This window comes from Novosphingobium sp. SG754 (assembly GCF_013149315.1).
Lineage (GTDB): Bacteria > Pseudomonadota > Alphaproteobacteria > Sphingomonadales > Sphingomonadaceae > Novosphingobium > Novosphingobium capsulatum.
The window spans coordinates 238554-257297 of the sequence record NZ_JABGCC010000004.1 but is presented as its reverse complement, the minus strand read 5'-3'; the positions used below and the strand labels follow the sequence as shown (position 1 = coordinate 257297).

Annotated in this window: 13 protein-coding genes; 6 read left to right on the top strand and 7 right to left on the bottom strand. The window is 64.5% G+C overall.

Annotated features, from left to right (window positions below; all coding sequences use genetic code 11):
* Positions 1-14 precede the first annotated feature (14 nt).
* Positions 15-1919 carry an XrtA/PEP-CTERM system amidotransferase gene (locus tag FHW97_RS11860; RefSeq protein WP_171799067.1) on the top strand — a complete coding sequence of 635 codons (1905 nt, stop codon included), beginning with the start codon at positions 15-17 and terminating at the stop codon, positions 1917-1919.
* A gap of 127 nt (positions 1920-2046) precedes the next feature.
* Here FHW97_RS11860 and FHW97_RS11855 read toward each other — a convergent pair whose 3' ends face one another.
* Positions 2047-2412, bottom strand: coding sequence for a hypothetical protein (locus FHW97_RS11855; protein WP_171799066.1), 366 nt, complete (start codon positions 2410-2412; stop codon positions 2047-2049).
* On the opposite strand from FHW97_RS11855, the gene FHW97_RS11850 reads away from it, so the two are divergent.
* A complete protein-coding gene (locus FHW97_RS11850) occupies positions 2383-4290 on the top strand; it encodes an EAL domain-containing protein (RefSeq protein WP_253941752.1) in 1908 nt (635 codons plus the stop codon). The genes FHW97_RS11855 and FHW97_RS11850 overlap by 30 nt on opposite strands.
* A gap of 287 nt (positions 4291-4577) precedes the next feature.
* Here the strand turns inward: FHW97_RS11850 and FHW97_RS11845 are convergent, their stop codons facing one another.
* The 3 genes from FHW97_RS11845 to FHW97_RS11835 form a co-directional block, all read right to left on the bottom strand.
* Positions 4578-4796, bottom strand: coding sequence for a hypothetical protein (locus FHW97_RS11845; RefSeq protein WP_157088824.1), 219 nt, complete (start codon positions 4794-4796; stop codon positions 4578-4580).
* A complete protein-coding gene (gene zapE / locus FHW97_RS11840) occupies positions 4793-5911 on the bottom strand; it encodes a cell division protein ZapE (RefSeq protein WP_171799065.1) in 1119 nt (372 codons plus the stop codon). The genes FHW97_RS11845 and zapE overlap by 4 nt, the downstream gene beginning before the upstream one ends.
* Before the next feature lie 96 nt (positions 5912-6007).
* Positions 6008-6790: a succinate dehydrogenase iron-sulfur subunit gene (locus FHW97_RS11835; RefSeq protein WP_171799064.1), complete on the bottom strand. Its 783-nt coding sequence runs from the start codon at positions 6788-6790 to the stop codon at positions 6008-6010.
* 275 nt (positions 6791-7065) lie between these two features.
* Here FHW97_RS11835 and FHW97_RS11830 point away from each other — a divergent pair, with 275 nt between their 5' ends.
* Positions 7066-9129 carry a S9 family peptidase gene (locus FHW97_RS11830; RefSeq protein ID WP_171799063.1) on the top strand — a complete coding sequence of 688 codons (2064 nt, stop codon included), beginning with the start codon at positions 7066-7068 and terminating at the stop codon, positions 9127-9129.
* 6 nt (positions 9130-9135) lie between these two features.
* Here the strand turns inward: FHW97_RS11830 and FHW97_RS11825 are convergent, their stop codons facing one another.
* The 3 genes from FHW97_RS11825 to FHW97_RS11815 form a co-directional block, all read right to left on the bottom strand.
* Positions 9136-10137 (bottom strand): SRPBCC family protein, encoded by a 1002-nt coding sequence (locus FHW97_RS11825; protein ID WP_171799062.1) that lies wholly within the window; start codon positions 10135-10137, stop codon positions 9136-9138.
* Between the two features lie 109 nt (positions 10138-10246).
* On the bottom strand, positions 10247-10828 hold the full coding sequence (locus FHW97_RS11820) for a GbsR/MarR family transcriptional regulator (protein ID WP_022675956.1): 582 nt from the start codon (positions 10826-10828) through the stop codon (positions 10247-10249).
* Positions 10829-10955: 127 nt separating this feature from the next.
* A complete protein-coding gene (locus FHW97_RS11815; protein ID WP_171799061.1) occupies positions 10956-13796 on the bottom strand; it encodes a ribonuclease E/G in 2841 nt (946 codons plus the stop codon).
* Between the two features lie 739 nt (positions 13797-14535).
* Here FHW97_RS11815 and FHW97_RS11810 point away from each other — a divergent pair.
* The 3 genes from FHW97_RS11810 (at position 14536) to FHW97_RS11800 (ending at position 18691) form a co-directional block, all read left to right on the top strand.
* The gene (locus FHW97_RS11810) at positions 14536-15447 is read left to right on the top strand and encodes an N-acetylmuramoyl-L-alanine amidase (protein ID WP_022676316.1); all 912 of its coding nucleotides are present in this window, start codon (positions 14536-14538) and stop codon (positions 15445-15447) included.
* A 75-nt stretch (positions 15448-15522) separates the two neighbouring features.
* The gene (locus tag FHW97_RS11805) at positions 15523-18102 is read left to right on the top strand and encodes a penicillin-binding protein 1A (protein WP_171799060.1); all 2580 of its coding nucleotides are present in this window, start codon (positions 15523-15525) and stop codon (positions 18100-18102) included.
* 31 nt (positions 18103-18133) lie between these two features.
* Positions 18134-18691, top strand: coding sequence for a peroxiredoxin (locus FHW97_RS11800; RefSeq protein ID WP_022676314.1), 558 nt, complete (start codon positions 18134-18136; stop codon positions 18689-18691).
* The last annotated feature ends 53 nt before the right edge of the window (positions 18692-18744 follow it).

The following is an 18744-nucleotide window of genomic DNA, read 5'->3' as shown; positions in this document are numbered from 1 at the left end:
CTGGTTTTAAAGGCATGTGCGGCATTGCGGGGATCTTTCACACCCAGGGGATGAAGCCGGTCGATCCGGAGCGGCTGCGCGCCATGGGCGATGTGATCGCGCACCGCGGCCCCGATGGCCATGGCGTGTGGACTGCGCCTGGCGTGGGGCTGGGCCACCGCCGCCTGTCGATCATCGACCTGGCCGGATCGCCCCAGCCCATGGCCAGCGCCGATGGCGCCGCCGTGCTGGTGTTCAATGGCGAAATCTACAACTACCAGGAACTGCGCCGCGAATTGGCAAGCCTTGGTGCGCAGTTCCGCACCGATGGCGATAGCGAGGTAATCCTGGCCGCCTGGCAGCAGTGGGGCGTCGATTGCCTGGCGCGGTTCAATGGCATGTTTGCCTTTGCCCTCTATGATCAGCGCGCCCGCACGCTGTTCCTGGCGCGGGACCGGCTGGGGGTAAAGCCGCTGCACATGGCCACGCTGGCCGATGGCAGCGTGATCTTTGGCTCGGAACTCAAGCAGTTGCTGGCCCATCCGATGCTGCGGCGGACGATCGACCCACTGGCGGTGGAGGATTACCTCGCCTGGGGCTTTGTGCCCGATGGCCGCGCGATCCTGGCCGGGGTGGAAAAGCTGCCGGCCGGGCATTATCGCCTGCTGCGCCACGATGCACCGCCGCCGCCCAGCGTACGCTGGTGGGATGTCTCGTTTGCCGAGCGGGACAAGGCCAGCCAAAAAGACCTCGAAGCGCATCTGCTGCACCGGCTGCGCAAGGCGGTCACCTCGCGCATGGCGGCCGATGTGCCGCTGGGCGCATTTCTTTCGGGCGGGGTGGACAGTTCCACCGTGGTGGCGCTGATGGCCGAGGCCAGCCGCGATCCGGTCAAGACCTGCGCGATCGGTTTTGACGTTGCCGCGCTTGACGAAACCAGCTGGGCCGGCGCGGTGGCGCAGCGCTTTGCCACGCAGCACCATGCGCGCACCGTATCGTCCGATGATTTCGAACTGGTCGACCGGCTGGTGGCGATGTTCGACGAACCCTTTGCCGATGCTTCGGCGCTGCCCACGTTCCGCGTGTGCGAGTTGGCGCGGCAGCATGTTACGGTGGCGCTGTCGGGCGATGGCGCGGACGAGGCCTTTGCCGGCTATCGCCGTCAGGTGTTTCACCACCGCGAAGAACAGGCGCGCGCCCTGGTTCCCGCCGGGCTGCGCCGCCCGCTGTTCGGTGCGCTGGGCCGGCTCTATCCCAAGGCAGACTGGGCGCCGCGCCCGCTGCGCGCCAAGGCCACGTTCCAGAGCTTGGCCGAAGATGGCGAGACCGGCTATGCCCGCGCCTTGGCGGTGACCGCGCCAGAGGCGCGTGCCGCGCTGTTCAGCCCTGAGTTCCTGCGGCTGCGTGGCGATTACCGGGCTGAGACGCCGCTGATCGACCTGATGCGCCAGGCGCCGGCGCGCAGCGGGCTCGACCGCGCGCAATATGCCGATCTCAAGTTCATGTTGCCCGGCGATATCCTGACCAAAGTCGATCGCACCAGCATGGCTGTGAGCCTTGAGGCGCGCGAGCCGCTGCTCGATCACCGCCTGATCGAATTTGCCGCCGGCCTGCCCGAGGCGATGCGCGTGCATGGCGCCACCGGCAAATGGCTGATGAAGCAGACGATGCGCCGCTATCTGCCCGATGATGTGCTGTTCCGGCCCAAGATGGGCTTCGTTACGCCGATCGCCGCATGGCTGCGTGGCCCGCTGGCGGGCGCAGCGCGCGCGATCGCCACGGGTGGCGCACTCACCCGCACCGGCTGGTTCGATGCCACCCGCATCGCCACGCTGGCCGAATCGCATATCGCCGGAAGGGCCGATAACAGCCGCGTCCTGTGGCAATTGCTGATGCTCGACCGCAGTTTGGCGCGGCTGGATACGGCTTTGTCGTCATAGCCTTGGCGGGCACATGGTGCCTTGCCTGTTACCATCGGTGGTAAACGGTAAGGTGATCTAAACCATTTCGGACTAGCCCCGTAGGGTAATCCAACTGCGCCGATGGTCCATGCGAAAGTTTCTACGATCACCGATCGGAATATCGCTGCTGCTGAGCCTGGCGCTGTGCCTGCCTTGGCTGGGCTTTGGCGACATCGTTGCGCACCTCTATTGGAACACTGTTTTTCGTGGCGGCCGAGAGCTGGCGCCCCGGTCCATCGTCGTGCTGTCGATGGACGATCTGCCGGTTTTGGGAACACGGGAACAGGCAGAAGTCCTCGCGAAAGTGCGGCGATATATGCCGCGCACCGTCTTTTTCGATACCAAGGTGCCCTTTGGCATAAACCGCGGCGATGACGCCCAACTGGTGTCGGCTATCGACAGTTTTGGCGATGACATCGCCTTCGTCGCTCGTGCCGACCAAATGGGCAGGTTTGAGGCCGACGCGTTTCATTTCCCCAGCAAAGACCTGGCGCGCAAGCACAAGATCGTGGTTTCGGCATGGAACGACAATTTCATGCATGTGGCCGAATATGGGCCATATTCCGTCACCCTCGGCGGACGGGTTTATCAGTCCACGGCCGCGGCTTTGGCGGGCCTACGCGACGCGCCGAGAGCCGGCTCGATCTATCCTGACTATTGGGTTGATCCAAATTCCATCCAGACGATCGCCGCCGCCGACCTCATGGCCGGAAAGATCGAACCCACTGCCTTGAGCGGCAAGACTGTTGTCGTCTCCGCGTCAGGCCAGGGGTCGTTGGTGCGATATTTCGGGCGCGGTGTGGTCCGCCCGATTGCGTATGACATCGCCGGCGCTGCGGCGCTGGAAAAGCCGATCATGTGGAACATTACGTTTATCCCACTGTTCGGTATCGTGGTCTGCCTGGTCGTGTTTGGGCATCGGGCGCCATCGCGTTTGCGCAAGGCGCTGTATTACGGTGTCGCGGTGATGATCACGTTGGCGCAGCCTGCCATCCTGCGCAATGCGGGGATCATTTCTGACCCCAGCGCAAGCCTCCTGTTCATCATCACGTTCAGCGCGATCCGAGGATGGCAAAAGCGGATTCGGCGCGTTCAGCACACCAGTGTCTCCGGGTTACCCAACCTTTTGGCAATGTCGTCAGCCAACCTGGGTATCGGGTCTGACGTAGTGGTTGCAGTCGTCGCCCGGTATGAAGAAATCCTGGCGACACTCCCGCGCGAATTGCACGGCGAATGCGCCAACCAGATCGCGCGGCGCCTGTCGGTTGGATCGGGGGCCGGGCAGATCTATCATGGTGACGGTGGGCATTTCGCGTGGTGCGAAGAAGCGCGTCCGATCGATGTGCAACTCAACCATTTGCATGGTCTGCGCGCGCTGTTTTCTGCGCCGCTGCAGATCGGCACGCATACCTTCGATACCAACATCCACTTCGGCCTTGATCGCAACGAAGGGCTTGATGCGCTAACCCGTATCAACTCCGCTCTCGCCAGCGCGAACGAGGCGTTGACCAACGGCCGTCCGGTGGAAGTGTTCGAGGCGCACCGACTGGCCGAGGCGCCTTGGGAACTGTCATTGCACGCGCGCATCGACGAGGGGCTGCGCAACGGCGACATCTGGTTGGCGTTCCAGCCACAGTGGGATTATCGCACTGGGCGCATTTCCGGCGCCGAGGCGCTGATCCGCTGGAACCACCCCACGCGTGGCTACATCGCGCCCGATGCCTTCATTCTCCAGGCCGAGCGGGCAGGGCGCATCGACGCGCTGACCTATTGGGTGCTGGAAGAGGCCATCACTGCCGCGCAAGCCGTCAATGCCCTGGGCTCACGCTTTCAGATGAGCATCAACCTGTCCGGGCAGATGGTGGACAAACCCGATCTGGTCGAGAATTTCCGTGAGATCGTCACGCGCCGTGGCATCGACCCTGGCTTGCTGACGATCGAGATCACCGAGACATCAGGCATGAACAACCGGAGCGATGCGGTGCGCAACATGTCGCGCTTGCGTGATCTGGGTTTTCGTCTGTCGATCGACGATTTCGGCACGGGTGAAGCCAGCCTGGCCTACCTGGCCGATCTGCCCAGCGACGAACTCAAGATCGACCGGCGCTTTGTCTCGCGTTTGCTCAGCAGCGACCGTGACCGTGCGATCATCACCAGCACGATCGGCTTGGCCCATGCGCTGGGCCAGGCGGTGGTGGCCGAGGGCATCGAGGACGAGGCGACGTTCCACCTGCTGGCGGCGCTCGGCTGCGATCATGCCCAAGGCTATTACCTCAGCAAGCCCCAACCATTTGACGTGATGTTCCGCGATTACCAGGCGCGCCTGATGCGGCACAGCAGGGCTGTCTGATCCTCCCAACCACCTAAGGCAGCGTTCCCGTCTCCCTTGCCTGGGCGCATCAGATGTCCTCGTTCTACTCCCGACTCGAGCGGCCTTCTTCGCGCGATCCGCGCCTATCCCATTGGTAAATCTTGTCTCGCTGCGCTTAAGGGCAAGCCCTGGCTGGCTCATCGGCGCGCGGGCACCTCCGGTTGCACAATTCCCTGCAAATCTATGGGCTTGGCTGTTCCGAAACGGGACAGCTGCAACTGTTTGCGCCGAATTTGCAATTGTTTACTTCTTGTTAACCAAGGAACTTAGTGATATTCAAAGGCCTCTAACCGTGGATGGAGGTTTTTATGTTGGTTCGTTGGCTGTTCGGCTAATGCCGATAAAGGAATGCGCTGTGGATCTGGAAAATTCCTAGTTGATGCTCCAGTCCGGCAGCTCATCCTATCAAAAGCAAAAGCCCGCGATGAATAATCGCGGGCTTTCGTATTTTCGGGATATGTAAATTTTTCTTCGGTCAGGTTCACTCGTTGCCGTGGCCAAGGGCCAGATAGTCCTGGCTTTGCATTTCCATTAGTCGACTGATGGTCCGATCGAATTCGAACCGGCCATCGCCCGATTCGTAAAGGTTAATGGGCTCGGCATCGGCCGTCGCGATCAGCTTGACCTTGTGTTCGTATAGCGCGTCGATCAGCGTCACGAAACGCGCCGCCTCGTTGCGTTGTTCCGGCCCCAGGCGGGGGATGCCGACGATGATTACCGTGTGATAGGCATGGGCAATCGCCAGGTAATCCGACGCGCCGCGCGGCTGCGCGCACAGCCGCTTGAAGCTGAACACGCCCACACCCTTGAGGCTCTTGGGAACATGCAGCGTGCGTCCGCCGCCCAGATCGAGATCGGCGCTGGGCACGTTGGCGCTGTCTTCCGGAGCAAAGTCGGTCATGCGGAAGAACGCCTCGCGCACAGCTTCGGTGGCCGCCGGGCCATTGGGCACGTGCCAGGTGCCCACGCCCTGCAGGCGCTGCAAGCGGTAGTCGACCGGACCATTGAGCGCGAGCACGTCGAGCCGCTCTTCCACCAGCGCGATGAACGGCAGGAAATGCTCGCGGTTGAGCCCGTTCTTGTACAGCTCTGACGGAGCGCGGTTGCTGGTGGTGACGATCACCACGCCATGTTCCACGATCAGCGCGGTGAACAGCCGGCTCATGATCATGGCGTCGGCGCTGTTGTTGACCACCATTTCGTCAAAGCACAGCACGTGGCACTCGGCCGCGATGCTAGCCGCCACCGGCACGATCGGATCGCCGCTCTCGCTCTTGCGCGCCTCGCGCAGGCGCGCGTGTACGTCGAGCATGAAGGCGTGGAAATGCGCGCGGCGCTTGGCCGTGATGGCGAGATTGTCGTGGAACAGGTCCATCAACATCGATTTGCCGCGCCCGACGCCACCCCACATGTAAAGCCCGCGCGGCACAGGTGCCTGCTTGCCACGCAGCAGGCGGCCGAACAGGCCGGGGGCTGGCGGCGGGTTTTCCAATTCCTGCTGCAGCTGGTCCAGGCGGTTGGCAGCGGCGGCCTGCTCTGGATCGGGGCGCAATTCGCCCGAGGCGACGAGTTGGGCATAGCGCTGGGAAATGCGGGTCATGATAAAGAGACGGGCCTTGGGAAAAGCGAAACGCCGGCCGGGTGAACCGGCCGGCGTTCGGGAATGACGCGAAGGGAAAAGGCCAAGCCTGGCGCGTCAGATCGCGCGCTCGGCCTGCATCTTCTTGATTTCAGCGATGGCGCGTGCGGGCGAAAGGCCCTTGGGGCACACGTTGGCGCAGTTCATGATCGTGTGGCAACGATAGAGGCGGAAGGGATCTTCCAGCTCGTCGAGGCGCTCGCCGGTCATTTCGTCGCGGCTGTCGGCCAGCCAGCGATAGGCCTGGAGCAGGATTGCCGGGCCGAGGAACTTGTCGGAGTTCCACCAATAGCTGGGGCACGAGGTGGAGCAGCACGCGCACAGGATGCATTCGTACAGGCCATCGAGCTTTTCGCGCTGTTCCGGGCTCTGCAGGCGCTCCTTGCCCGAGGGCGTGGGCGACACGGTCTGCAGCCAGGGACGGATCGAGGCATATTGCGCGTAGAAGTGCGTGAAATCGGGGACGAGGTCCTTGATCACCTGCATGTGGGGCAGGGGGGTGATGCGGATTTCACCCTTGAGGACTTCGATCGCGGTGGTGCAGGCCAGGCCGTTGCGGCCATTCATGTTCATCGCGCACGATCCGCAGATCCCTTCTCGGCACGAACGGCGGAAGGTCAGCGTCGGGTCCTGCTCGCCCTTCATCTTGATCAGCGCGTCGAGCACCATCGGGCCGCACTGTTCGAGATCGATCTCGAACGTGTCGTAGCGCGGGTTCTCGCCGCTGTCGGGGTCATAGCGATAGACCTTGAACTTCTTGATCTTGCCGTTGGTGGCGGCCGCGTGGTGGCGCGCCTTGCCGGTGATCGTGGAGTTCTTGGGGAGCGTGAAAGTCGCCATAAAACCGGGTCCTGCTGCACTGGGCCGCTGGCCGGCAAGGCCAGGTCGGCTTCAACGAGTCGTCCTTAGCGCAAACGCAGCATGGGGCAAGGGGAGAAAGCCGGTCTTGCCCCATGGTATGCTTAGCCCGGAAACGCAGGGGTGTAGGCGCTGGTGCGCACCGGGCACGGCGGCAAGTAGCAATCTCATCCGTGTTGGCATTATTTGCCGGGCCGCAGGATGGACTAGTGCACGAAATCCGCATAACTCTGAAAACATTCGGATTAGGGGGCAAGATGCGGAACGGGGGAGTGGTGGCGACGCAACGGCTGGGGGCAGGCGTTGCGCGGTCGGGATCGGTGCTGGCACTGGCGCTGGCGACAAGCATGATGGCTGCTGCCCCGGCGGCGGCGCAGACTGCGGCAACACCCGCATCGACGCCGGCACCGGCTCAAGCCTCTGCTGCTCCTGCACAGAAGGCAGCGCCTGCCCCTGTGCTCGATGCAGATGCGTTTGCCCAGATTCCGTTCTTTGCAGATGGGGCGCTATCGCCTGATGGGCGGCGCATTGCCGGGAAGTTCGGCATGGGCGGCACCCAGGTGATCGGCATTCGCAACTTGTTCGATCCCCAGGAAAAGCCGATGAACCTGGCTGTGCCCGACCAGACCGAGGCCGATTGGGTGCAGTGGGTTGGCGATGATTATCTCCTGGTGAAGCTGCGCGCGCTGCTGCCGATGCCGGACTCGGCCGACCGCACCTATGTCAGCCGTCTGATCTCCATCGAACGCAAGACCGGCAAGGTCACGCGGCTGTTGTGGACGCTCGCCGGCCAGAATGTCGCCGACGTGATCTGGGTTGCCCATGACGGCACCCCTGAAATCCTGCTGTCCGCGCAGCATTCGATGTACCTGGACGAAGGGTTCTTCCCGTCCGTGCACCGCGTCAATCTGGCCACCGGGCGTGAGCATGTGGTGCAAAGCTCGCGCGACGGCGTGCTGAGCTGGCAGGCGGACGGCAACGGCGTGGTGCGCAGCGGGGTTTCGGTGACCAAGTCGGGCCGGATGTCGCAGCTGTACTATCGCGGTGCCGACCCAAGCCAGCAGTTGCGCACGATCGACAGCGCCAGCAGCAAGGCCCACGAATCCCTGCTCGATCCGATCCTGTTCGTGCCCGGCACGGACAACGCTATTGCCGTTTTGACCGGCGATGATGGACGCGACCGGCTCTATGAAATCAACATGCTGACTCAGCAGACGGGGCGCGTGCTGTTCGAGGCGCCGGCCGGGACCGAGATTGCGCGCACGCTCCTTTCGCAAGACCGCTCTGCCGTGCTGGGCGTGACGACCTCTGACATGCCCGATCGCGTGCACTGGCTGGACAAGGACATGGCCGAATTACAGGCCGCGTTCGACAAGTCGGTAGAGCCGCAGAAGGTTAGCGTGGAGATTTCCAGCTTGAGCGCGGATCGCCGCGCCATGTTGTTGACTCTGGCCCGGCCCGACAGCCCCGGCGCGCTCTATTACTTCAGCCTCGATGGCGGGATGATGCAACGCGTTGCCGTGTTCAACGACAAGCTCAAGCAGGTGCCGGTTTCGCCGGTCAAGACCGTGCATTACAAGGCGCGCGATGGTTTGAGCATCGAGGCAGTGGTGACCACGCCCAAGGGGCGCGAGGCACACAATTTGCCCGTAGTCATGCTGCCGCACGGCGGCCCCTGGGCGCAGGATGTCGCCAGTTGGGACTATCTGGCGCAATATATCGCTAGCCGGGGTTATCTGGTGATCCAGCCCAACTTCCGTGGCTCCACCGGCTATGGCGCCGATTTCCTGCACAAGGGCGAAGGGCAGATGGGCCTGGCCATGCAGGATGATATTACCGATGGCCTGGCCTGGGCAGTGGCCGAGGGCATGGCCGATCCCAAGCGGGCGTGCATCGTCGGCGCATCCTATGGCGGCTATGCCACGATGTGGGGCCTGGCCAAGGACCCCGATCTCTATCGCTGCGGCGTTTCGATCTCGGGCGTGGCCAGCCTGCGCCGCGAGGTGAACGACTTCGGCAACTATTACATGGAAGGCAAGTATTCCGACGACTGGAAAGCGATGACGCCTGATTTCGCGGCGGTTTCTCCGCTCAATGCGGTAGATCGGATCAAGGCGCCGTTGCTGCTGATCCATGGGCGCAAGGACGTGACCGTGGCGGTGAGCCATTCCGATGCCATGGCCAGCCGGATGCGCTCGGCGGGCAAGACAGTGGACTATGTGAGCCTGCCCAAGGCCGATCACTATTTCACCCGGCTTGACGATCGCAAGGCCATGCTCGACGCGATCGGGGCGTGGCTGGCCAAGTATAACCCCTCTTAATTCCGATCATCGGGCCTCGTGGCGGGCTTCGGCCCGCTGCTTGACCACGGCCAGGACATTGTCCTGGATATCGCCGAGCAGCAGTTCGCCCCACCAGCGTGCGTAGAGATTGACGTGGGTCATCGCCACGTAGTTGGTGGTCAGCGTCAGCCGTGTCGTCCCATCGGGCAGAGGTGTCAGGCGATAATCGCCAGTGTCGATCTTGAGGAACGGGCCGTCGGGCGCGATGTGCTCGTCGGTGTGATGCTGGAGCGAGCTGTTGGTGAAGGCAAAGCGCCAGGCCAGCCGCCGGCCGGGTTGCCACGCGGTCACCCGTTCCTGGAAATCGATGCTTTCGCTCCAATAGGCCGTGCGCACGCCACCCACGCCGGGGCGATCGAGCACTGTGGCTCGGGGTCGGGGCAGGCCGAGCACGCTTTGTGAAAAGGTCCAGCGGCCCTCGTCATTGCCGATATGGGCGTTGCTGACGGCATAGGGCCAGATTTCGGCGGGGCTGGCGTTAACAATGACCGAGCGGGTCAGCGTCACTGTATCGTGCGGGACGGGGATCTGGCTTTCAACGCTGCCCGCCAGCAGCGGCAGGAATAGCAAGGACGCGTGGAAGCTCGCCGCATCGTCACGCCGACGGCGCATCCTGCGCACTGAGAATGCGCCAATCAGCCCGAAGATCAGCCAGATCGGCGAGAGCATCACCAGGCAGATAATGCCTTCGCCCAGGAACGCGGCCGAGCCAAAGATTACCAAGCCCACCAGGATCGGTGGCACCGATACATAGAAATTCCTCGAGCGGGTGCCGGCCGGATCGCCGACATAGCAGATCAGCGCACAGAGATAGGCCGGAAATACGGCGAGAAACCACAGGCTGGCAAAGGCTTGATTGCCCGCCCGGCTGGCGCTCATCAGCAAGTAGGCGCTCAGCGCGATGACCAGCGCCAGGGAAAAGCCAGCGATGATTCGGCCCTTGAGCAAGGAGACGGGGGCGCGATCGTCTTGAGGTTCGGCGGGCATGGCTGGGACCTTTTCTGTTTTCAGGCAATTCTGAAACAAGAGAAATTGGTGCATGCGTAAGATGGTAGCCAAGGCTCCGTCGCCGTGGCCGTTGCGCGCGGTGACGGGGTCAGGTCTGGTCGGTTTTGCTGCCGCCACGCCCGCTGACAAAGCGCAGCAGGCTTACAACCTTGGCGCCCATGCGGATCAGCGTCATGATCTGGGCCGGTGGGACGTTGAGCATCTGCTGGTACCAGCCATCCACCGTGTTGACGAAATCGTGCATTGCCACCAGCCGCTGGCGCACCTTGGCACTGATGCGGGGGTCATCGATATCCTGCATCGCCGCGCCGATTGCCGCGACCATCGGATCAATCTCGCGCGCCTTGCGACCCTGCGCCACTTTGGTGGCCATCTGCCAGAGATCGGCCTCGGCTTCGTAATGATCGCGGCGATCGCCCAGTACCGGCACCCGGTGGATCAGTTTCCACGCGAGCAGTTCCTTGAGGCTGTTCGACACGTTGGAGCGCGCCATGTTTAGCTTTGCCGCGATGTCTTCGGCCGTCAGCGGTCGTTCCGACAGGAACAGCAGCGCCTGAATCTGCGCCACGGAGCGGTTGACGCCCCACTGCGTGCCCATGTCGCCCCAGCGCAGCACGAACTGCTCCACCGAGGGGGGCAGGCGATCCGAGTCGTTTGATATTTCTGTCATGACAGAAATATCTGTCAGATTTGCTTCTTGGTCAAGGCACTTGGTGATCTTTGTCGTAGGCCACGAAAAAGCCCGCCCCGGCACTGCCGAGGCGGGCTTTTTTCAGAGCCGCAAGGGCCTCTGGCGATCAGGCGCCGAAGGTGCGCTGCCACCAGCCACGGCGCGGCGAAGCGCCGTCTTCGCCATCGGCTGCGGGCTGTTCGCCGGCATCGCTTTCGCCAGCCGCGTCAGCATCTGCCGGCGCAGCCGCAGCGGGTGCCACTTCGGGGGCAGCGTCCACGCTTGCTTCCGCGGGTGCTTCAGCAACCTTCTTCTTGCGCACGCGCTTGGGCTTGGCAGGCGCTTCGGTAGCCGGAGCCTCGGCAGCAGGCGCTTGCGCGGCGGCGGCCGGTTCGGCGGCCGCTTCGGCCGGAGCGTCGGCGACCTTCTTCTTGCGCACGCGCTTGGGCTTGGCAGGCGCTTCGGCAGCCGGAACCTCTGCAGCAGGCGCTTCGACGGCAGGTGCCGGCTCGGCGGCGGCTTCGGCAGGAGCCTCTACCACCTTCTTCTTGCGGACGCGCTTGGGCTTGGCCGGGGCTTCCTCGGCGGGCGCTTCGACTTCTGCTGCCACAACCGGTTCAGCAGCAGCGGCTGTTGCAACCGGAGCTGGTTCGGCAGCGGGGGCGTCAGCGATCACCGGCTCGGCGTCGGCGGTCTCACCGTCTTCGCCCTGGGCCTCGGCAGCGTCATCGCGCTGGCCACCGCGACGGCGGCGGCTGCGGCGGCGGCGCTTGCGCGGGCCACGGTCATCGTCGGCTTCGGCCTGACCTTCGGGAGCGCCGTCCTCGTCGCCAGCATCAGATGCGGCTTCCACCACATCGTCGGCCGCGTCTTCGGCATCGCTGCCTTCGGCTTCGTCGGTGTCATGCTCGTCACCGGCTTCGCCCGAGGTTTCGTCACGGCGATCGCGGTTGCGGCCACGACGGCGCTTGCGGCGCTTGCGGCGGCCATTGCCGTCGCCTTCGCCCCGGCCTTCGCCACGGCTTTCCTCGCGCTCGCTGCGTTCCTCGACGACGTCTTCCTCGTCCTCGTAGGTGTCCTCGATCACGTCGTCTTCTTCAGGTTCGACGATGGGTTCGAAGCGCGGCACGAATTCAGGCTTGGGCCCGCGCGAGGCAACGCGCATCTTGGCGCCTTCGTTCTCGCCCTCGGGGATCACTTCCACGGCCACGCCATAGCGCATTTCGATCTCGGCAAGATCGGTGCGCTTGGTGTTGAGCACGTAGATCGCCGCTTCCTGGCTGGCGTAGAGCGTGATGATGCTGCCCTTGCCCTTGGCGGCTTCATCCTCGATCATGCGCAGGGCGGAAAGGCCGGCGGACGAGGCGGTGCGCACCAGGCCCGAACCATCGCAGTGCGGGCAGGCGCGGGTGGTGGCTTCGAGCACGCCGGTGCGCAGGCGCTGGCGGCTCATTTCCATAAGGCCGAAGCCGGAAATGCGGCCCACCTGGATGCGCGCGCGGTCGTCCTTCAAGGCGTCCTTCATCGCCTTCTCGACCTTGCGGACGTTCGATCCGTATTCCATGTCGATGAAGTCGATGACGACCAGGCCGGCCATGTCGCGCAGGCGCAGCTGGCGGGCGATTTCGCGCGCGGCTTCCAGGTTGGTGGCCACGGCGGTCTGCTCGATGCCGTGTTCCTTGGTGGAGCGGCCCGAGTTGATGTCGATCGAGACAAGCGCCTCGGTCGGGTTGATCACCAGGTAGCCGCCCGAACGCAGCTGCACCACGGGATCATACATCGCCGAAAGCTGGTCTTCGGCGCCATAGCGCTGGAACAGCGGCACCGGATCGGCATACTGGCGCACCCGCTTGGCGTGGCTGGGCATCAGCAGCTTCATGAAGTCCTTGGCGGCGCGGTAGCCCGCTTCGCCTTCGACAACCACTTCCTCGATATCGCGGTTATAGATGTCGCGGATGGCGCGCTTGATCAGGTCGCTGTCGGAATGGATCAGCGCCGGGGCCGACGAGTGCATGGTGCGCTCGCGAATCTCGTCCCACAGGCGAGCGAGATAGTCGAAATCGCGCTTGATCTCGGGCTTGGTGCGCTGCAGGCCGGCGGTGCGGACGATGCAGCTCATCGAGCGGGGCAGTTCCATTTCGGCGATGATCTGCTTCAGGCGCTTGCGGTCAGAGGCCGAGCTGATCTTGCGGCTGATGCCGCCACCGTGGCTGGAATTGGGCATGAGCACGCAATAGCGGCCCGCCAGGCTGAGGTAGGTGGTGAGCGCCGCACCCTTGTTGCCGCGTTCTTCCTTGACGACCTGGACCAGCAGCACCTGGCGGCGCTGGATCACGTCCTGGATCTTGTAGCGACGGCGCAGCGCCATGCGCTTGGCGCGCAGTTCTTCGGCTTCCTTGCTCTGGCCACGACCCTGGCGGCGCGGACGGCGCTGGCGGCGGCCATTGTCGCTGTGCGATTCTTCGCCATCGGCGGCGTCTTCGGCTTCATGGTCAAAGCCGTTTTCGACCACGCCACCTTCGATCGTGGCGACTTGGTCCTTTTCCGAGGTATCGACCTCGGTCACGCCCTGGCCGTCTTCGAAGTTGCCGTCGTCGTAGCCGCCTTCGTAGTCGGCGCCGCCTTCATAATCCTCGTCGTCGCCATCTTCGGCAGCGCGCAGGGCGGCTTCTTCCTCGGCGTGGGCGGCCTCTTCGGCCAGCAGCGCTTCGCGATCTTCCTTGGGGATCTGGTAGTAATCCGGGTGGATTTCGCTGAACGCCAGGAAGCCGTGGCGGTTGCCGCCAAAGTCGACAAAGGCCGCCTGGAGCGAAGGCTCTACGCGGGTAACCTTGGCGAGGTAGATATTGCCCTTGATCTGCTTGTGATCAGCAGATTCAAAGTCGAATTCTTCAATACGATTGCCCTTGAGCACAGCCACCCGGGTTTCTTCCTGGTGGCGCGCATCGATCAGCATGCGCTGGGTCATTCTGTTGTCTCCAGCCGCGCGGCCGCGGGACATTGCCCGGGAATTTCGCGCGGTTTCTTGTGGTGAGGCAAAGGCCTGGCGTGCGGCCGTGATCCTTTTGATGAAGGAGGCCGGGCCAGTGGCGCTTTGCAAATGCGGGTTTGCCGGATCGGAGCATGGGCAGGCTGCCATGTGGCAAGGCCCTGCGATGCTCGCCGCCCGGCGGCGGTTGGTGTGCGTCTGCGGTGGCGAAGGCGTGCAACGATTGCCCTGCGTGGACGCCCCGGTTTGCAAGAGAGTTTGCAGCAGTGCCGGGGTATTCGTGCGTGCCGGCATCCGTCCAAAGCACAAAGGCCCCGGTGGGGCGCTTTGGCTGGAACGGTACGCGGCTCTTCATCACGGCATCAACCTCAAGCGCGGGCGAGGGTGGCGTATCTGCCTTGTCCCTTCCTGCCCGCCAGGACCAAGCCCGACTGCGTCATCCCCCTGCCATTGGCGCATCGGCCGTGGGCGTTGCTGCCTGGGCGCTCATCAAGGCGCGGCGGCAACGCGGCGAGGGACGCAGCAAGTCAAACTGCTCCGTGTGATGGGTGCTAGCACCCCAATCGCAAAGCGGCAATTAAAACCGTGTCCCGAAACGCTCCGGCATTTCACGGGGGTGGCAAGGGCCTGTCCAAGAGCCCAAGCTTGCGTCGATTGGGAGGCGGCGCGGTTTTGCGCTGGACCACTGCCCCGGCAGCGCGGCATAGGCAGCGCAATCATGGTAAAGCCTTCGCCCGAATTGATACCGCAGCGCCTGGTGATCGCCGCGCTGTTCGTGGTGCCGCTGCTGGTGCTGGCGGTATGGGCGCGGGTCATGCTGGGCATTGGCGCGGGCGGCGCCGGGCGCGATCCCGCCTATGTCGTGCACGTGGCGCTGCCCGATGGCACGCGGCCGATCGATCTGCCGCCGGTATTGGGGCCGGCCGATGCCAGCCGCCCGCTGGTGGTGATCGACGCTGGCCATGGCGGCCATGATCCGGGCGCGAGCGGCGAGGGCACCTTGCGCGAGAAGCAGTTGACCCTGGCGCTGGCGCTGGCGCTGCGTGATGCGCTGCTCGCGCAGGGCCATGTTCGCGTGGCGCTGACGCGCAGCGACGATCGCTTTCTTGCGCTCGAAGAACGCTCGGGCATTGCCCAGCGCCTGCACGCCGACCTGTTCCTGTCGATCCACGCCGATTCCGCGCCGAGTGCCGATGCCGGCGGCGCCACGGTCTATACGCTGTCCGATCGCGGGTCTGATGCGGTGGCCGATGCCCTGGCGCGGCGGGAAAACAGTGCCGACATGGTAAACGGCGTCGCGCTGCAGGGGCGTTCCAGCGCGGTCAATTCCATCCTGGTAGACCTGTCGCGGCGCGAGATGCGCACGCGCTCCATCCACCTGGCCGACCTCATCTTGCGCGAAGGGCAGGGGGCGATCCGGTTTCATGTCGATCCCCGGCGCGAGGCGGCGTTTGTGGTGCTCAAGTCGCTCGATCTGCCCTCGGCGCTGATGGAAGCCGGCTATATCAGCAACCACGCCGATGCCGCTGCGATGACCGACAAGGCCTGGCGCGATCGCTTTGCCAAGGCCGTGGCTGGGGCCATCGCGATCTTTCTGGCGGAACAGGAAAGCCGGCCGCTGGGGGCGTAGCGCGGAAACGCCAGGGCGCATTTGCGCGATAGGCACTGGTGCGCCGTCAAAGCCCCGTGCTAGAGCGCGGCCACGATGGCCGACGACCTGCCCCCGATCATTGCGCGCGGCGATGCGCCCGAACCTGACCGTGAACCCGAGGGGGAGCCTGATGGCCGCCGCTTCCGCATTCGGCGGGGCGGCAGTCTTGCCAGCCGGATCAAGGGCCTGTGGCAGCGCTCCAAGTGGCTGCGGCGTGCGGGCTGGCTGGTCCTGGTCCTGCTGATCCTGCGTGGTTTGCTGTGGGTGACAGTAGAGCGCACGCTGCCCTCGGCCGATACCCTGCTGACCTATCAGCCGCCCTTGCCGACGATGGTGCGCGGCGCCGATGGGCAGATCGTGTCGAGCTATGCCCGCGAGCGGCGGGTGCAACTGCGCTTCGTCGATTTTCCGCCGCAGCTGATCAACGCGTTCCTGTCCGCCGAAGACAAGTCGTTCTGGAGCCACGGTGGTGTAGACCTGACGGGCTTGGCTGGTGCCGTGGTGGACTATGCCACCAAGCTGGGAACGGGCGCCCGGGCGCGCGGCGGCTCCACCATTACCCAGCAGGTGGCCAAGAACATCCTGATCGGCAACGAATATTCGGTAACGCGCAAGCTCAAGGAAATGCTCCTGGCGCGGCGCATCGAAAGCGTGTTGACCAAGCAGCAGATTCTGGAGCTTTATCTCAACGAAATCCCGCTGGGCCGCCAAAGCTTTGGCGTGCAGGCTGCGGCGCGCGCCTATTTCGACAAGGACGTGGGCGACCTGCAACTGCACGAAGCCGCGTTCCTGGCGATTCTGCCCAAGGCACCGGAAACCTACAGCCGCGCCAAATTTGCCGAAAAGGCCATTGCCCGCCGCAATTGGGTGCTGGACCAGATGGAGAAGAACGGCTGGGCCAGCGCCGCCGATGTGGCGCAGGCCAAGGCACAGCCGCTGGGCCTGGTCCCGCGCCGGACCGAAAACTACACCGCTGACGCCGGCTATTTCCTCGAGGAAGTGCGCCGCCAGTTGATCGACCAGTTTGGCGAGCAGGCCAAGGACGGGCCCAACAGCGTCTATGCCGGCGGCCTGTGGGTGCGTACCTCGCTCGACCAGCAGTTGCAGACTGCGGCGCAGGATTCGCTGCGCGCCGGGCTGCTGCGCTATTCCGCCGGGCGGGCGTGGCACGGGCCGATCGCGCATATCGACATGGACGACAGCGACTCCGGGAGCTGGCAGACGCAGCTGATCAACAGCAACCTGTCGATCCGCTATCTCGACTGGCGCGTCGCGGTGCTGATCTCGCGGCGCGGATCGAGTGGGCAGGTGGGCTTTGCCGATGGGCAGACCGGCACGCTTTATGGCGTGCCCGATGCCATGAAGGTGGGTGACGTGATCACCGTGGCCCCGGCCGGCAACGGCACCTGGGGCCTGCGCGTGGTGCCCGAGGTTTCGGGCGGCATGGTGGTGGAAGACCCGCAGAGCAGCCGCATCCTCGCCATGCAGGGCGGGTTCGACGCGCGCCTCGGTTCGTTCAACCGCGCCACCCAGGCGCAGCGCCAGCCTGGCTCGACGATCAAGCCGTTCGTCTATGCCACGGCGCTCGACAACGGCATGACGCCGGCCTCAATGGTCGTCGATGGCACGTTCTGCGTCTATCAGGGGGCGGCACTGGGCCAGAAGTGCTTCCGCAACTTTGGCAACGAAGGCGGATCGGGCAGCCACACCATGCGCTGGGGCCTGGAGCAATCGCGCAACCTGATGACCGTGCGCGTGGCCAACGACATCGGCATGGACAAGGTGGTGCGCACGATCAAGAACGTCGGCATCGGCGATTACCAGCCCTATCTGTCGATGGCGCTGGGTGCGGGCGACACCACGGTGACACGCATGGTCAATGCCTATGCCGCGCTGGCCAATCACGGGCGCCAGCGCGACGCAACGCTGATCGACTATGTCCAGGATCGCAACGGCAAGGTGATCTGGCGCGCCGACAACCGCGCCTGCACCGGCTGCAACATGCCGCGCTGGGACGGCACGGCGATGCCGCGCCTGCGCCCGGCGGGCAAGCAGGTGCTTGATCCGCGCACGGCCTACCAGGTGGTGCACATGCTGGAAGGCGTGGTGGTGCGCGGCACGGCCGAAACGCTGCACGATCTGGGCCTGCCGCTGTTCGGCAAGACCGGCACGACCAGCGGACCCACCAACGTGTGGTTCGTGGGCGGATCGCCCGACATCATCGCGGGCGTCTACATGGGCTATGACCAGCCGCGCAGCCTGGGCGGCTATGCCCAGGGCGGGCGAATCGCCGCGCCGATCTTCAAGCAGTTCGTGCTGGCCACGCGCCCGCGCTGGGCCGACATTCCGTTTACCGCGCCGGCCGGGGTTTCCATGGTCAAGATCGATCGCGTTTCGGGCAAGCGCGTGTTCGGCGGCACGCCGCAGGACAATGACCGCAAGGCCTCGATCATCTGGGAAGCATTCAAGCCCGATACCGAGCCACGGCGCACCGTGCAGCCTTCGGAGATCACCGCCAAGGAAGCCGTGCTCGATGCGCTGCGCAAGGCGCGTTCGGCGCGCGGCGCCAAGGCCGCGCCGGCTGCGCGGCCGGCCGGCAGCAACTTTGTGGAGGACCAAGGGGGCATCTATTGAGGGGCGCGGCGCTGTGCTAAGCCTTCCGGCCATGAACACGCGCTCCCCCCTTGCCGCGTTGGCGGCCTTCGCTCTTTCCCTCACTCCCATGGCCGCCGCGCACGCCGCGCTGCCGCAGGGCGCCCGCGCGCCCGATTTCTCGGCGCAGGGTGCGCTGGGCGGCAAGCCGTTCAGCTTCAACCTGAAGAAGGCGCTCAAGCGCGGGCCGGTGGTGCTCTATTTCTATCCCAAGGCCTTTACCCAGGGCTGCACGATGGAAGCCCACGCCTTTGCCGATGCCACGGCCGATTTCGCCCGCGCCGGTGCCACCGTGATCGGCATGTCGAACGATGACATTGCCACGCTGACCCGCTTTTCAACCGAGGAATGCCGCGACAAGTTTGCCGTTGCCGCCGCCAGCCCAGCCGTGGTCAGGGCCTATGACGTGGATCTGCAGCAGGGTGGCAAGTCCACCGGGCTGACCACGCGCACCAGCTATGTGATCGCGCCCGATGGCCGGATCACGCTGGTTCATTCCGACATGGACTATCGCGACCATGTCAGGCTGACGCTGGCCGCCGTGCAGGCGATGCACCGCCGCCACGGCTGATCGCATTTGCGCGTGGGCCCCGTCGGCAAAACACCCGCAGCAATCGGGCGTTT

Excerpts from the sequence above, each read along its gene's own strand:
- FHW97_RS11860 (WP_171799067.1), top strand. The coding sequence starts at position 15 with ATGTGCGGCATTGCGGGGATCTTTCACACCCAGGGGATGAAGCCGGTC.
- FHW97_RS11850 (WP_253941752.1), top strand. The coding sequence starts at position 2,383 with ATGGGCAGGTTTGAGGCCGACGCGTTTCATTTCCCCAGCAAAGACCTG.
- FHW97_RS11855 (WP_171799066.1), bottom strand. The coding sequence starts at position 2,412 with ATGAAACGCGTCGGCCTCAAACCTGCCCATTTGGTCGGCACGAGCGAC.
- zapE (WP_171799065.1), bottom strand. The coding sequence starts at position 5,911 with ATGACCCGCATTTCCCAGCGCTATGCCCAACTCGTCGCCTCGGGCGAA.
- FHW97_RS11835 (WP_171799064.1), bottom strand. The coding sequence starts at position 6,790 with ATGGCGACTTTCACGCTCCCCAAGAACTCCACGATCACCGGCAAGGCG.
- FHW97_RS11830 (WP_171799063.1), top strand. The coding sequence starts at position 7,066 with ATGCGGAACGGGGGAGTGGTGGCGACGCAACGGCTGGGGGCAGGCGTT.
- FHW97_RS11825 (WP_171799062.1), bottom strand. The coding sequence starts at position 10,137 with ATGCCCGCCGAACCTCAAGACGATCGCGCCCCCGTCTCCTTGCTCAAG.
- FHW97_RS11820 (WP_022675956.1), bottom strand. The coding sequence starts at position 10,828 with ATGACAGAAATATCAAACGACTCGGATCGCCTGCCCCCCTCGGTGGAG.
- FHW97_RS11815 (WP_171799061.1), bottom strand. The coding sequence starts at position 13,796 with ATGACCCAGCGCATGCTGATCGATGCGCGCCACCAGGAAGAAACCCGG.
- FHW97_RS11810 (WP_022676316.1), top strand. The coding sequence starts at position 14,536 with ATGGTAAAGCCTTCGCCCGAATTGATACCGCAGCGCCTGGTGATCGCC.
- FHW97_RS11805 (WP_171799060.1), top strand. The coding sequence starts at position 15,523 with ATGGCCGACGACCTGCCCCCGATCATTGCGCGCGGCGATGCGCCCGAA.
- FHW97_RS11800 (WP_022676314.1), top strand. The coding sequence starts at position 18,134 with ATGAACACGCGCTCCCCCCTTGCCGCGTTGGCGGCCTTCGCTCTTTCC.